The organism is Mesorhizobium sp. WSM2561, from assembly GCF_000513915.1.
Classification (GTDB): Bacteria; Pseudomonadota; Alphaproteobacteria; order Rhizobiales; family Rhizobiaceae; genus Mesorhizobium; species Mesorhizobium muleiense.
Genome location: NZ_AZUX01000006.1, coordinates 207,002 through 219,883 on the forward strand (window position 1 = coordinate 207,002; position 12,882 = coordinate 219,883).

10 protein-coding genes are annotated in these 12,882 nt (G+C 64.0%); 3 read left to right on the top strand and 7 right to left on the bottom strand.

Annotated elements, in window-relative coordinates; all coding sequences use genetic code 11:
• From M727_RS0110090 to M727_RS0110105, 4 genes are all read right to left on the bottom strand, one after another.
• Complete coding sequence (locus tag M727_RS0110090) at positions 1-1,065, bottom strand: ABC transporter permease (protein ID WP_036261995.1); 1,065 nt, start codon at positions 1,063-1,065, stop codon at positions 1-3.
• Positions 1,058-2,614, bottom strand: coding sequence for a sugar ABC transporter ATP-binding protein (locus M727_RS0110095; protein ID WP_027152590.1), 1,557 nt, complete (start codon positions 2,612-2,614; stop codon positions 1,058-1,060). The genes M727_RS0110090 and M727_RS0110095 overlap by 8 nt, the downstream gene beginning before the upstream one ends.
• Entirely contained in the window at positions 2,611-3,255 is a 645-nt protein-coding gene (locus M727_RS0110100) for a DUF2291 family protein (RefSeq protein ID WP_027152591.1), read from the bottom strand. The genes M727_RS0110095 and M727_RS0110100 overlap by 4 nt, the downstream gene beginning before the upstream one ends.
• Before the next feature lie 93 nt (positions 3,256-3,348).
• Positions 3,349-4,290, bottom strand: a complete 942-nt coding sequence (locus M727_RS0110105) for a D-ribose ABC transporter substrate-binding protein (RefSeq protein ID WP_027152592.1) — start codon at positions 4,288-4,290, stop codon at positions 3,349-3,351.
• A gap of 675 nt (positions 4,291-4,965) precedes the next feature.
• Here M727_RS0110105 and M727_RS0110115 point away from each other — a divergent pair.
• The gene (locus tag M727_RS0110115) at positions 4,966-6,633 is read left to right on the top strand and encodes a polysaccharide biosynthesis/export family protein (protein ID WP_051505578.1); all 1,668 of its coding nucleotides are present in this window, start codon (positions 4,966-4,968) and stop codon (positions 6,631-6,633) included.
• A 62-nt stretch (positions 6,634-6,695) separates the two neighbouring features.
• Positions 6,696-7,454 carry a hypothetical protein gene (locus tag M727_RS0110120; protein ID WP_027152595.1) on the top strand — a complete coding sequence of 253 codons (759 nt, stop codon included), beginning with the start codon at positions 6,696-6,698 and terminating at the stop codon, positions 7,452-7,454.
• A 240-nt stretch (positions 7,455-7,694) separates the two neighbouring features.
• Here M727_RS0110120 and M727_RS0110125 read toward each other — a convergent pair whose 3' ends face one another.
• From M727_RS0110125 to mtnK, 3 genes are all read right to left on the bottom strand, one after another.
• On the bottom strand, positions 7,695-8,522 hold the full coding sequence (locus tag M727_RS0110125) for a phosphogluconate dehydrogenase C-terminal domain-containing protein (RefSeq protein ID WP_027152596.1): 828 nt from the start codon (positions 8,520-8,522) through the stop codon (positions 7,695-7,697).
• Positions 8,523-8,823: 301 nt separating this feature from the next.
• On the bottom strand, positions 8,824-9,915 hold the full coding sequence (gene mtnA, locus M727_RS0110130) for an S-methyl-5-thioribose-1-phosphate isomerase (RefSeq protein WP_027152597.1): 1,092 nt from the start codon (positions 9,913-9,915) through the stop codon (positions 8,824-8,826).
• Complete coding sequence (gene mtnK / locus M727_RS0110135; protein WP_027152598.1) at positions 9,912-11,183, bottom strand: S-methyl-5-thioribose kinase; 1,272 nt, start codon at positions 11,181-11,183, stop codon at positions 9,912-9,914. Before mtnK ends, mtnA begins: the two co-directional genes overlap by 4 nt.
• Before the next feature lie 136 nt (positions 11,184-11,319).
• Here mtnK and M727_RS0110140 point away from each other — a divergent pair, with 136 nt between their 5' ends.
• Positions 11,320-12,846 carry a sugar ABC transporter ATP-binding protein gene (locus M727_RS0110140; protein WP_027152599.1) on the top strand — a complete coding sequence of 509 codons (1,527 nt, stop codon included), beginning with the start codon at positions 11,320-11,322 and terminating at the stop codon, positions 12,844-12,846.
• Positions 12,847-12,882: the final 36 nt, after the last annotated feature.

The window sequence follows — 12,882 nt, forward strand, 5'->3', positions numbered from 1 at the left end:
TCAGCCCGCCTTTGCCATCTGCATCAGCGTCACCCGGCTCTGCAGCCGGCGCTGCGCCTGGTCGACGACGACGGCGACGATGATGACCAGGCCCTTGATCACCATCTGCCAGAACGAGCTCACCCCCATCATCACCAGCCCGTCGGAAAGGATGCCGATGACGAAGGCGCCGACGATGGTGCCGCCGATCGTGCCGCGGCCACCCGACATCGAGGTGCCGCCCAGCACCGCCGCGGCGATGGCGTTGAGCTCGAAGCTTTCGCCGGTCGCCGGATGCGAGGCCATCAGTTCGGAGGAGATGATCAGCCCGACGACCGCCGCGCAGAACCCGGAGAACATGTAGACGAACATCTTCACCATGTTGACCCGGACGCCCGAAATCCGCGCCGCCCGTTCGTTGCCGCCGACGGCGAAGATGTGGCGGCCGAGCGGGGTGTATTTGGCGAGATAGGCCGCCCCAACTGCTACGACGACAAGAATCCATATCGAGACCGGCAGGCCGAGCAGCCGGCCGGCGCCGAGAAAGCCGAACCCGGTCGAACCCAGATCGGGCTTGCCGACAAGGTTCGGGAAGGTGCGGCCATCGGATGACAGCAGCGCCAGGCCGCGTGCAACATAGAGCACGCCGAGCGTGGCGATGAACGGCGCGACATTCAGCCTGGTGATCAGCAATCCGTTGACGGCGCCGATCAAAATTCCGACCGCCAGCGTGATCAGTGCGATCTCGAAGACGTTGAAATAGATCGTGTAGCCGACCTGCAGGTCGATGCCGTTGAGCACGAGATAGCCGGCGACCATGCCGCACAGGCCGACGATCGAGCCGACCGACAGGTCGATGCCGCCGGTGATGATGACGAAGGTCATGCCCATGGCGAGGAAGGCGTTCAGCGCCACGTGCTTCGACATCAGGATCAGGTTGGCGGCCGACAGGAAATTCGGTGCTGCGATCGAGAAGAAGATCAGGACGGCGATCAACGCAATGAACGTCCTCGCCTTCATCAGCGTCAGCAGCACGGAGCCGCTCGAGGCGGAGGCAACCGAAGCCTTGGCCGGGATGTCAGTCATGGGCGTGGCTCTCCATGTGCGGGACCGGCCCGTGGCCAAGCGCCGATGCGGCGACAAGTGCCGCCTCCGTCGCCTCGGCGCGATCGAACATGCCGGTCAGTTTTCCATTGCTCATCACCGCGATGCGGTCGGACAGCGCCATCACCTCGTCGAGATCGGAGGTGGCGAACAGAATGCCCAGCCCGTCGCGGGACAGTTTGCGCATGGTGCGAAAGACGTCGGCCTTGGCGCCGACATCGATGCCGCGGCTCGGCTCATCCATCAGCAGCACCTTCGGTCCGGTGAGCAGCGCCTTGCCGATCACCACCTTCTGCTGGTTGCCGCCCGACAGCGACGAGACCTCCTGTGCCGGATTGGCGACCTTGATCGCCAGTTCCCGCACCATCTGCGTCACCGCCTGGTTCTCCTTGGCGCCGCTGATATGGAACAGGCGGACAAACCGCGACAGGCTGGCCAGCGTCAGATTGCTGGCGACCGAGAGGATCGACACCAGACCTTCGCGCTGGCGGTCCTCGGGGATCAGCGCCAGCCCGCGCCGGATCCGCCGCGTGGTGTCGCGTTCTCTGACCTTCTTGCCGGCAATGAAGATCGCCCCGGTCGCATGGCCGTGGCGCCCCATGATGCAGTCGAACAGCTCGCTGCGCCCGGCGCCCATCAGGCCGTAGATGCCGAGGATCTCGCCGGCACGCAGCGACAGCGAGACGTGATCGACCGCAAGCCCGCCGGTCACGCGCGGCAGGCAGATGTCCTCGGCGCGGAAGATCTCTTCGCCCGGAACATGGCCGTCGGCCTTGGCAAAATCCTTGGCGTCGGAGCCGATCATCTGCCGCACGATCCATTGCGTGTCGACGTTTTTCATCTTCTCCTGACCGGTGATGCGGCCGTCGCGCAGCACGGTGATGTAGTCGCCGATGCGGATCAGCTCCTCGAGGCGGTGCGAGATGTAGACGATCGCCACGCCGCGCGCCTTGAGATCGGCGATCACCTTGAACAGGACCTCGACTTCCGCCGCACTCAGCGCCGAGGTCGGTTCGTCCATGATCAGGATGCGCGCATCGAGCGAGACCGCCTTGGCGATCTCGACCAGCTGCTGCTGGCCGATGCGCAAATCCTCGACCAGCATGTCCGGCTGGATGCCGGCTTGCAGGCGCTCGAGAAATTCCGCCGCGCGGCGCTCCTGTTCCCGGCTGTCGATCTTGCGGAACCGGTTGGTGATCTCGCGGGTGGCGAAAATATTCTCGGCGACCGTCAGGTTGCCGAACAGGTTCAGCTCCTGGAACACCATGCCGATGCCGCGGTTCACCGCGTCGCCGGATGAGGAAAAGGAAACCTCATCGCCCTCCAGGAGGATGCGCCCGAGCGTCGGCTGTTCGACGCCGGCGATGATCTTCATCAGCGTCGATTTGCCGGCGCCGTTCTCGCCGACCAGCACGTTGACCGCGCCCTTGCGTACTTCGAAATTCGCGCGCTTGACCGCGACTGTGCCCGAATAGACCTTGGAGACGTCTTCCAGCTTCAGGATGATATCGTGATCGCCGGCAGCAGTCATGGCTTTGGCCCCACCTCTGCCTCCGCCGGGGTCACCAGCGGCAGGTCCTGGCCGCTGCCCATGACATAAGCGCCGACAACCCTGACGCTGCGGCCCTCCAGCGCTTCGCGCGGCAGCTTGGAGAGCACCGCCTTGTCGGCATGGATGTTGAACGCCTTGCCGAACTGGGCGAAGTCGATCTGATTGGTGAAATCGTTGAACTGGATGAAGTCGAGGCTGTCGCGCAGCGCGGTGCCACGCATCGCCGGTCCGATCTGCACCCGTGCATCCGCCTTGCCGTCACCGTCGGCATCGACGTCCATGGTTGCGGCGCGTGACTGGGTGTTCGCCGCAACAATCTTGCCTTCGAGGCGAACCGCGAAGGTCCACGGCGAATTCGCCTGCTTCTTCGGATTGCCGTATTTGGCGCCGGCAGCGGCAGGATCGGCTTTCGCCAGGGCGTGAACCTCGGGAAACGATCCGGCCTTCTGCTGGAGATAGGGCACCATTTTGGCAGCCCAGATATCGCCGACCATCTTGTCCGCATTGAAGGCCGGTGCATTGCCGCCATTTTCCGCGGACGGTGTCGGCAGGATCTTGCAGGCAGTCAGGCTGATGCCAAATATCACGGCAACGGTCGGCCAAGTCAGCTTTTTCAACATGTCGGCTTGTTCGGCATGGCGGTCAGGGCACCCGGGAAATGGAAGCAAGGGACGAGCCGGAAGCTCGTCCCTTGCGATTGATGTCACACCGGCTCAGTTGGTCAGCGCGAAGGTTTCCAGCTTGGCGGCATTGTCGCCATTGATCAGGACGCAGTCCATCAGCTGCTTTTCCTCGGCCGGAGACTTCTTGTTCTTGATGAAGTCGTTGGCCTGCTCGACTGCCATCTGAGCCTGCGCATAGGCCGGCTGCAGGACCGTGGCCTTGATGCCGCCAGAGGCGATCGAGTCGCGCACGTCGTTCGATCCGTCGAAGCCGACGACGATGACGTCCTTGCGGCCGGCGGCGGCAAGGGCGGCATGGGCGCCCATCGCCATCGTATCGTTGCCGGAGATCACGCCCTTGATGTCCGGGTTGGCCTGGAGGATCGATTCCATCTTGGCATAGGCCTCGGTCTGGCTCCAGTTGGCCGACTGCTGCGCCACCATCTTGAGGTCCGGATAGTCGTCGATGACGTCGTGATAGCCCTTGGAGCGGATGCCGGCATTGGTGTCGGATTCCTTGCCGACCAGCTCGACGTAATTGCCTTTCTCGCCCATCAGCTTGACGAACTCCTGCGCGCCGAGCTGGGCGCCCTGGTAGTTGTTGGAGACGATCTGCGCGACGGCGACGCCGGTGGCGTTGATCTCGCGATCGATCAGGAACGACGGAACGCCCGCGTCCTTGGCCTTCTGCACGGCGGCGACCGAGGCGTCGGCGCCGGCATTGTCGAGGATGATCGCCTTGGCGCCGCGGCCGATCGCCGTGTCGATCAGCTCGGACTGCTTGTTGGCGTCGTCGTCATGGGCCAGAACCAGCGTTTCATAGCCGAGTTCCTTGGCCTTGGCTTCCGCGCCGACGGCTTCCGCCTTGAAGAATGGATTGTCGTGCGAGGGCGTGATGATGGCAATGAGATCCGCCGCATAGGCGGGTGCGGCGGTGCCCAGCGCCAGCATGCCGGCAAAAGCCGCAAGTGTCATTCTGCGAGTGAGTTTCATGGTTTCCTCCCATTTGAAAAAGCCTGTGCTTCCGCGGCCCAGGCTGAAATGCATTCCAGTTTGTCAGGCGGATCGCATCCGATGTCGCGGGACCGGGTCATTTGCCGGCTCACCTGGGCGGATCATCCGGTTCGGTGCCGTCCTCAGCCTGCCCCTCCACCTGCCGCCTGCCCAATTTTCAGCCCGGCCTCGGCTGGCCAAAGCCATTCCAACAGCTAAGCCAACTGGTATAATGAGTCAACCACAAATTCAGATGATATGTATCTGATGAGCAGAAAGCGCCACCGGAGAGTCATCCCACCAAGAGCGACGCTTCGCCCTGCGACACGCCTGCAGCTGGCCAGGTCGGAGAACCACCACCTTAAGGGGTACGATCCACGGGTGAGGGCGCAATAATTAAGTATGGAGTAGACACTCCTAAGCCTTATTCGGTGCTCAGCGGTACGCGCAGGCTTTGCTAGTGTCGCGTTGTGGTTGTGGAATTTCTCCCCGACCCAGCCTGCGCGCGGTTTTCCTTATGAAATCCGTTCGCGGCAAGGGTCGCGTTGCCGGTGAGGTTCAGCTATGACTTTTGTGCAGAGTTTCAGGTCGCCATCCTGCAGCCCCGCGCCAAGCTTTGCTCACCGACGGAATTCGGCTTCATTGCGTGGCATGTGCGGCAGGAGCTGCAGCGCCATGCTGTGCCTCATTTCGTTGTGTATCATCCTGCTGCTGGGATCTGCGGCACACGGTCGGCCGAAGGCTGACGACAGACTTGCTCCGCGAGACACGATCGAACTGCACGTTTGGCAGTGGACTGCCTTGCGCGACGGCGTTCTGGAAGCGTTGCAGCTCAACCATAGTTTCACCATCGACTCGACTGGCACGCTTGACCTTCCCTTGATCGGCAGCATTGCCGCCGCAGGTCTGCGTGAGGAGGAGCTGGCAAAGCTGATTTCCGATCGCTTGCAAGCCAGGAGCGGCCGTCAGGAACGGGCTGACATAACCGTCAAACTGATACAAAATTCGCCTTCGGACCTCACAGCTTCGGTGGAGGGCAAACAAGAAGCGCCCGAACCGCCGGCGGACGCAGCCAGCGACGGCTCTTCGGCGGTGGCTTCGCAACGCGCCAGTGCCGAGAACGGCCAGGCCGAGGCGCAACCGGGCGTGCGCGGTTCCCACGCAGGGGAGCAACAGCAAGCCCTGCAAGGGGCGTTGCTGAATGAGCTGTCCGCCGCTCGCATGGAAATTGCGGCAGCGCGCGCGGAAGCACTTGCGGCTCGCCAGACTGCTCGCAACGATGCCGCGCGACACAATCAGAACCTTGCGACGGCGCGTCAACGGGCTGACGCCTTGGTGCGGGAACTCGATGCGATGCGGACTGACCGCGGTACGCTGGAACAAAGCCTCTTTGCGGCGCTGAGGGAAGTCGACGCGCTCAGGAAGAGCGTGCAGCCGGCTCGCGGTGACCCAGCTCGCGCTGACCATGACGGCCGCGATTTGGCGGCGGCGCGAGCCGAACTGGCCGTGATGCAGCGCGGCGCCCGCGATGCCAGTGCGCAGGCGCGTGCGGTAGCCGACATGATGGCTGAACAAGGACAGGCGCTAAAACAGCAGCGGCGAAAAGCCGGAGAGCTCGCGCTCGATCTGGAAGTGGCGCAAAGCCAAGTGAAAGGCTTGAAGGCCAAAGCCACTCTCGCCGATCACGAGAAGGCCGCCATGCTTGAAGCGCGTCACTCTATGGCGGCCTCTGTGGCAGAGGCGCAGCGAGCGCTTGATGAGGAGCGGCACAAGGCTGAGCGCTTCGAACGCGAACTCACCGCGGCGCGCCAGACCATCGACGCGCTTAAGACAAGCGCGGATCTGGCTGCGGCTGCGCGCACCGACGCCATCAGGGAACGACAGGTGGCCGAGGCGGCTTTGAAGCGAGCTGGCGACGCACTCGAACTAGAGCGCGAACGGGCAGATTCAGCTGCTCGTGATCGCGACAGCGCCCGGCGGGAACGCGACGCGGCAAGGCAGGAAGCGAGCCGCGTCTCGATGGATCTGAGCGTGGCGTTGGAGCAAGAGCGCAACAAGGCCGTCGGCCTGGCCCGCGAGCTCAGCGCCGCTCGAAAGGCGATTGACGTTGAAAAGGCCCGGGATGAGCGTCGCAGCGAGCGTATCAACCGCGTTCCGAAAGCGCGTGCCGTCGCAGCTTCGCGTGCAGATGTGTCCGTGCGCTCGCGACCAGCCCGTCAATCGGGGTTGCGGGAAAACCACAAAGTGAAGGCCAAAAAACCATCGCGACCTGTTCTGGTGGCGACCATCGCGCTTCCCGACGCGTTGCTCCCGACGCGACCGCCGAAGCTCGGCGCTCCCTAGCGAGGGGTGATCGTGAAGGGCATTTCGGTGGGCCGAATCCATGCCGCAGGAGGAATATGGCGATGAACAAATACGTCGCAGCCGCATTGACCGTCGCGGTCGCAATTTGCCCTGCCTCGGCTCTTGAGGCGGGGCTTGGCGGCAAACTTGGCGGTGTCGGGGTCGGTGCTGGCCTTAGCGCCGGCCCGAAAGGCGCCTCGGTGGCGGGCGGCTCGAGCGTCGACGGAGTAGGGGGAGCAAGCCTTGGCGGATCGCTCGGCGCGGGCAAGGGATCGCTCGGTGCCGGACTTGGCGTCAGCGGCAACCTCGGCGGCGCAAGCGGCGGCCTGTCGACAGGTGTCGGGGTGGGCGACCGTTCGTCCGCATCGGGCACCGCTCCAGGAGGTAAGCCAGGCAACCCGGCGCTGGGCGCTGGGCAAGCCGCGAGCAGCAATGCCGGCATCACGCCAGCCACCACCAAGGCCAAGGCTGCGAGTCAATTCGCCATCCTGCCGCGCAAGCTCAGGCCTTCCGGAACTGGTCGCGCCGCGTCGGCGCGGATCACCTATGGCTATCCATTTATGGCGCCACTGAAAGCCAAACCCGGTATCCCACCAGCTGTGGTGCGCGCCTGCCGCACGGCGATCGCGTCGGCTGCGACGCCACTTGGCGCCGTGCTTGTTCACGCGGTAAGCGCGGGCCCGTTGCAGCAACGTCGGGGCGCACTCACGGCGCCGATCGAGGTGCGCATACACTATGCAAGACAAGGCGGCGTCGAGGTTCGGCAGGCGCGAGTCGGCTGTCGCCTCGATGCGGCGGGCAGGGTCACCGCGGTGACATAGGACGCGCCTGTATCTCCGCCTGCGGGGGAAGGTGGCCGAGCCCACGGGTCTTTGCCTCCGGCAAGCCCGAGGACAGGCTCCGCTCGGTCGAATGATGGGTGTTCAGCCTGGCAATGACGGCACTCCGTCCTGCACCCTCTTCCGTCCCTGGCGCTGCGCGCCAATCCACCGCCCGGGGCGAGTCACGGGCCTCGCCCGCCCTTCGGGCCCACGAGGGGAGAAGGAAAGGCGGCTTTCGCCTCAGGTGATGCGCTGGATGCTCGCTGCAATCTCTTCCGGCTCGAAGACCCGCTTCCAGTCGTCGCGCATCAGCACCGGCTTGCCGAACTCGATGGCCTTGTTGCAGGCGTCGGAGAACACGCCCTTGGTCTCGCCGAAGATGACGGCGCCGAGCACATTCATGTGGCCAAGCAGGAAGTCGAGCGCGGCCTGCTGGTCGACTCCGCGTGCGACGACCTCGTCGACCGCTTCCTTCATGACGACCAGCAGCGAAGCGCAGACGGTCTCCGAAAGGCCCGGCTCGAGCAGCGCCATCTGGTCGACCGTGACGCGATGCGACCGCATCACCGGGGCCCAGATGATCTTGGCGATCGATTCGCCCTTGGCGAAATCCTCCTCCGGTCCCTGCATCAGCGCGCTGACCATATGCTGCTTGGCCTTGACGCCGCCGAAATAGTCCTTCTTGGCCGCCATGTCGGTCTCGTCGTTGAAGATCGGCGGATGGCAGGGATGGGTGACGAAATAGGTCAGGTCCGGCCGCTTCGGCAAATGGCCGGCGAAAGGCGCTGCGGCGTCGAGCACGACCACCATTGTGCCGGACGCAAGCTTGCCCTCGATGCTGGCCGCGACCTTGCCGATATGGGTGTCGGGAACCGCCAGGATCACCACCTCGGCGCCGTCCAGGGCTTCATCGGCGCTGACCGCGTCGATGCCCAGCCCGGTCTTCAGCTGCTCGCGGCCGGCGTCGCTGACCTCGACATGCCGTATGCTGTAGGGAGAGCCGCGAAAATTGGTCGACAGGCGGTAACCCATTTTGCCGCCGGCACCAAACAGCGCAATCGTTGTCATCCAGCCGTGCTCCTGATCTCCAACGATGGCTCTGCCGATCGTCACCTTAGTAACTGGTATAATCACACTACCATGGATTGGCAACCCGTTTGGGACGAACGCGTTCACGAGAGCCAATTCCGCAGTCCCGCGCCGTCGGCTGCGCCAGCTGGTGGCGGCCTTGTCGGATCATGTGGTGGATCGACATCGCATTTGGCAAGCCGGCGAGGCCGGGTCTTTTCAGGGGTCCGGCGAGCCGTCAGTCTTGATATTTAGGGTCCGCTGCCAACCGTCTCAGCAGTATCCGTGGGAGCAGGATCCATCAGCGTCCGGGAAACATCGCCTTCAAGCCGTCGCGCGACGCCCTGGCGACGCCGCGCTCGGTAATCAATCCGGTGACCAGCCGCGCCGGCGTCACGTCGAAGGCCGGGTTTGCCGCGGGCGTCGTCTCCGGCGAGATGCGGACCTGCGCAATCTCGCCACTCGCGGTCTTGCCCCAGACCAGTGAGACCTCGTCGCTGGAACGCTGTTCGATCGGGATTTCGGCCAGCCCGTCACCCACCGTCCAGTCGATGGTTGGCGAGGGCAGCGCGACATAGAACGGCACGTCGTTGTCGGCGGCGGCCAGGGCCTTCAGATAGGTGCCGATCTTGTTGCAGACATCGCCGTCGGCGGTGGTGCGGTCGGTGCCGACGATGACCATGTCGATCTGGCCGCGCTGCATCAGATGGCCGCCGGCATTGTCGACGATCAGCGTATGCGGCACGCCGTGGCCGGCCATCTCCCATGCGGTGAGCTGGGCGCCCTGGTTGCGCGGGCGCGTTTCGTCGACATAGACGTGAACGGGAATGCCGGCTTCCGTTGCCAAATAGATCGGCGCCGTGGCGGTGCCGTAGTCGACGGTGGCCAGCCAGCCGGCATTGCAATGGGTCAGGATGTTGACCGGCTCGCCCGGCCGCTTGCGCGCCGCCATTTCCTTGATGATTTCAAGCCCGTTGGCGCCGATGGCGCGGTTGAGGCCGACATCCTCGTCGGCGATTTCGCCGGCGCGCCGGTAAGCAGCCTCGGCGCGTTGTCCAAATGGAAGCGGCCGCAGGACGTTTCGCATCTCATCGAGCGCCCAGCGCAGATTGATCGCGGTCGGGCGCGTTTCGTGCAAGACCTCCCAAACGCCGTCGAGTGCTGCATCCGAAGGGTCGTCGGCCATCTGCATGGCGACGCCATAGGCAACGGTGACGCCGATCAAAGGCGCGCCACGCACCCACATGTCGCGGATCGCCGTCGCGATTCCGGCAACGGTGCCGACTTTTTCGACGCGGAAATCATGCGGCAGCCAGCGCTGATCGATGATCTCCACCGAGCGCCCGTCGTCGCTCAGCCAGATGGTGCGATAGTGGCGGTCGCCGACGTTCAAATCCTGTTCTCCTGTTCGATCAGCGCGGCCAATTTGTTGACCTCGTCGATGCTGTGAATCTGGCGCCGGTTGACGGCGATGTGACGGCCGAATTTCAGCGCCTTCGCCTCACATGTGGCGCGCAGATCCTCGTCGGCAATGGTCTCGAAATCGGCGTTGTGCGCGAGGCCCAGAATGCGCCGGTGCACCTCGACGCCGGCAAAGCCCAGCATGTCGGTCCAGACCTGATGCAGCATATGGTCGAGCGCCTGTTCGGCGCCAAGCCTGTCGCCCTGATCCTCGAACAGGCTCTTCTGGTAGAGCATGCCGGTCCGTTCGGTTCGCCACAGATGCGAGAACTCGGTGCGGAACACCGACCATGTCTCGACCGTGACGTCGAGCAGGTAGGCACGCATGGCGTCGCGCTTTCCATTTTGCTCGTGGCCACGCTGCGAGAAGAACGCCATCCAGAAATTGGCGAGCAGCATGCCGACATCGAAGGCGATCGGTCCGTAGAAAGCGAATTCGGGGTCGATCATCCGCGTTTCTGAGTCGGTGACCATGATCGAGCCGGAATGCAGGTCGCCGTGCAGCAGCGTCTCTGCATTGGCCGCGAAGATATGCTTCAGCCGCTGCGCCTCGACCTTGAGATCGCGGTCGGCGCGCAACTCGGCGACGATGCGGTCGAGCTGCGGGCTCGTATGCCGGTTCATCTTGGCATCGAAATAGGGGTCGGAGAAAACCAGGTTCTCGGTGATGTCGCAAAGCTCGACATTGTCGGCGAACAGCGCCAGATCCGCCTTGCGGTCCTGGGTCGCCATATGCAGGTCGGAGCCGCGAAACAGGGTGCGGGCCATGAACAAGCCGATGTCTCTGGCGATGTTCGGCAATTGCCGGCCTTCGATCAGCGCGCGCCGCAGGATGATGTGCGGCGACAGATATTCCATGATGATCAGCGCCTGGCCTTCGTCGAAGTGATGGATCGCCGGCACCGAGCCTGGCGCTCTCGCTTGCTGCCGTGTCAGCGCGTGATATTCGAAGAAGGAGCGTTTCAGCGGCAGCGGCCAGCTGTCGCCGACCAGGCGGACATAGGGCAGGGCCTGCTTGACGACGGCCGCACCCTGCGCACCCTCGACGATGAAGACCAGGTTCAGATTGCCGTCGCCGACCTCGCGGACCTTCCAGCGGCTTGTATCTTTGCCGATATGCGAACACAGGGCATCGTTGGCGCCGAGGCGTGCTGCCAAGGTGTCGATCGACAGTGCTTCGAACGGCAATTTCCCAGTCATCCTCACCCTCCCGCTGATGTGCTCCCATCATAGTGGAGCCAAGGCGGTTGGTCCAAGCTAGGAAGCTCTCTGGCAATTGTCAATCGTGTTGACAATTGCCGGAACAGCCCCTAGCGTCATGGTCAGGGAGGAACGAATGGGCAATAATGCCGTGTTCCGCGTGCACGGCCTGAGGAAGTCCTTTGGCCATATCGAGGTGCTTGGCGGCGTCTCGCTCGATTTGCATGCCGGCGAAGTGACCGTGCTGATGGGCGCCAACGGCGCCGGCAAATCCACCTTGGTCAAGATCATCAGCGGCGTTTACGAGCGGGACGGCGGCACGATGAGCCTTGCCGGCCAAAACTTCGCGCGGCAAGACTTCGCGCCGAAAACGCCGGCGGAGGCGATCCGCGCCGGCGTCGTCACCGTTCATCAGAACATCAATGACGGTGTCGTCGCCGATCTCGACGTCGCCACCAATTTGACGCTCGACAGGCTGAGCGGCAGCGGCGCGCCGACCCTGTTCAACCCGGGCCGGGTGCGCCGCGAGGCAAAGGCGGTTGCCGACCGCATGGGGCTGATGATCGACCTCAAAGCCCGGATCAGCGATCTCTCGCTGGCCGACCGCCAGATGGTGGCGATTGCCCGCGCCATGGCGCATCAGCCGAAAGTGCTGATCCTCGACGAGCCGACCTCGTCCTTGTCCAGCGCCGAGGCCGACCGGCTTTTCGCGCTGCTCGACAGGCTGCGCGAGCAGGGCGTCGCGATCCTCTACATCTCGCACCGCATGTCCGACATCAGGCGGCTTGCCGACCGGATCGTCTCGATGCGCGACGGCGTCGTCTCAGGCGTTTTCGACAGCAAGCCGCTCGATTATGAAGGCGCGGTCAACGCCATGCTCGGCCGCAAGATCCACCTCGACCGGATCGTCGCCAGGAATTCGGCTAGGCCTGTCCTGACGATCGACGGGTTGCGCATTGCCGAAGGTTCCAGGCCGATCTCTTTGACGCTCGGCGACGGCGAAGTCGTTGCCATCACCGGCCTCGTCGGCGTCGGCAAGACAGCGCTCGCCGAGACGCTGTTTGGCGCCCGCAAGCCGCTGTCCGGGACCATGACGCTGAACGGAAAACCCTATGCTCCGGGGTCGACGGGCGAGGCGATCGCCGCCGGCGTATTTCTCGTCGCCAAGGACCGGGGCGAAAACGGGATCGTCGGCGACTTCAACATCCAGGAAAATATCAGCCTGCCGTTCCACAGGCGGATGTCGCGTCTGGGCGTACTCAAGCGCCGCGTCGAGCGCGCCAACGCCCGCCGGCAGATCGGGGAGTTGGGCATCGTCTGCCGCTCGGAGAAGGACGAAATGTCCGCCCTTTCCGGCGGCAACCAGCAGAAGGTGATGGTCGCCCGCTGGATGTCGCAGGCGGCAAGACTGTTCATCCTGGACGAGCCGTTTCAGGGCGTCGACATTTCAGCCAGGCGCGACATCGCCGCCAAGCTGCGGGCAAGCGCCAACGGCCGTGCGACGCTGCTGTTCGTCACCGAGCTCGATGAGGCGCTGGAGACCGCCGACCGTATCCTGGTGATGTCGGAGCAGACAATCGTCGGTGAGCATCGCAATGCCGATATCGACCTCGAGCGTCTGCTGGCCGAAGTGGCGGGCGGGCCGTTGCATAGCGCCGCCTGAGAGCGGGCAGACAATGGGACGTGGAATGGAGAAGGC

Coding starts and splice junctions, on each gene's coding strand:
- M727_RS0110090 (WP_036261995.1), bottom strand. CDS start 1,065: ATGACTGACATCCCGGCCAAGGCTTCGGTTGCCTCCGCCTCGAGCGGC.
- M727_RS0110120 (WP_027152595.1), top strand. CDS start 6,696: ATGAACAAATACGTCGCAGCCGCATTGACCGTCGCGGTCGCAATTTGC.
- M727_RS0110095 (WP_027152590.1), bottom strand. CDS start 2,614: ATGACTGCTGCCGGCGATCACGATATCATCCTGAAGCTGGAAGACGTC.
- M727_RS0110140 (WP_027152599.1), top strand. CDS start 11,320: ATGGGCAATAATGCCGTGTTCCGCGTGCACGGCCTGAGGAAGTCCTTT.
- M727_RS0110115 (WP_051505578.1), top strand. CDS start 4,966: ATGCTGTGCCTCATTTCGTTGTGTATCATCCTGCTGCTGGGATCTGCG.
- mtnK (WP_027152598.1), bottom strand. CDS start 11,183: ATGACTGGGAAATTGCCGTTCGAAGCACTGTCGATCGACACCTTGGCA.
- M727_RS0110105 (WP_027152592.1), bottom strand. CDS start 4,290: ATGAAACTCACTCGCAGAATGACACTTGCGGCTTTTGCCGGCATGCTG.
- M727_RS0110100 (WP_027152591.1), bottom strand. CDS start 3,255: ATGTTGAAAAAGCTGACTTGGCCGACCGTTGCCGTGATATTTGGCATC.
- M727_RS0110125 (WP_027152596.1), bottom strand. CDS start 8,522: ATGACAACGATTGCGCTGTTTGGTGCCGGCGGCAAAATGGGTTACCGC.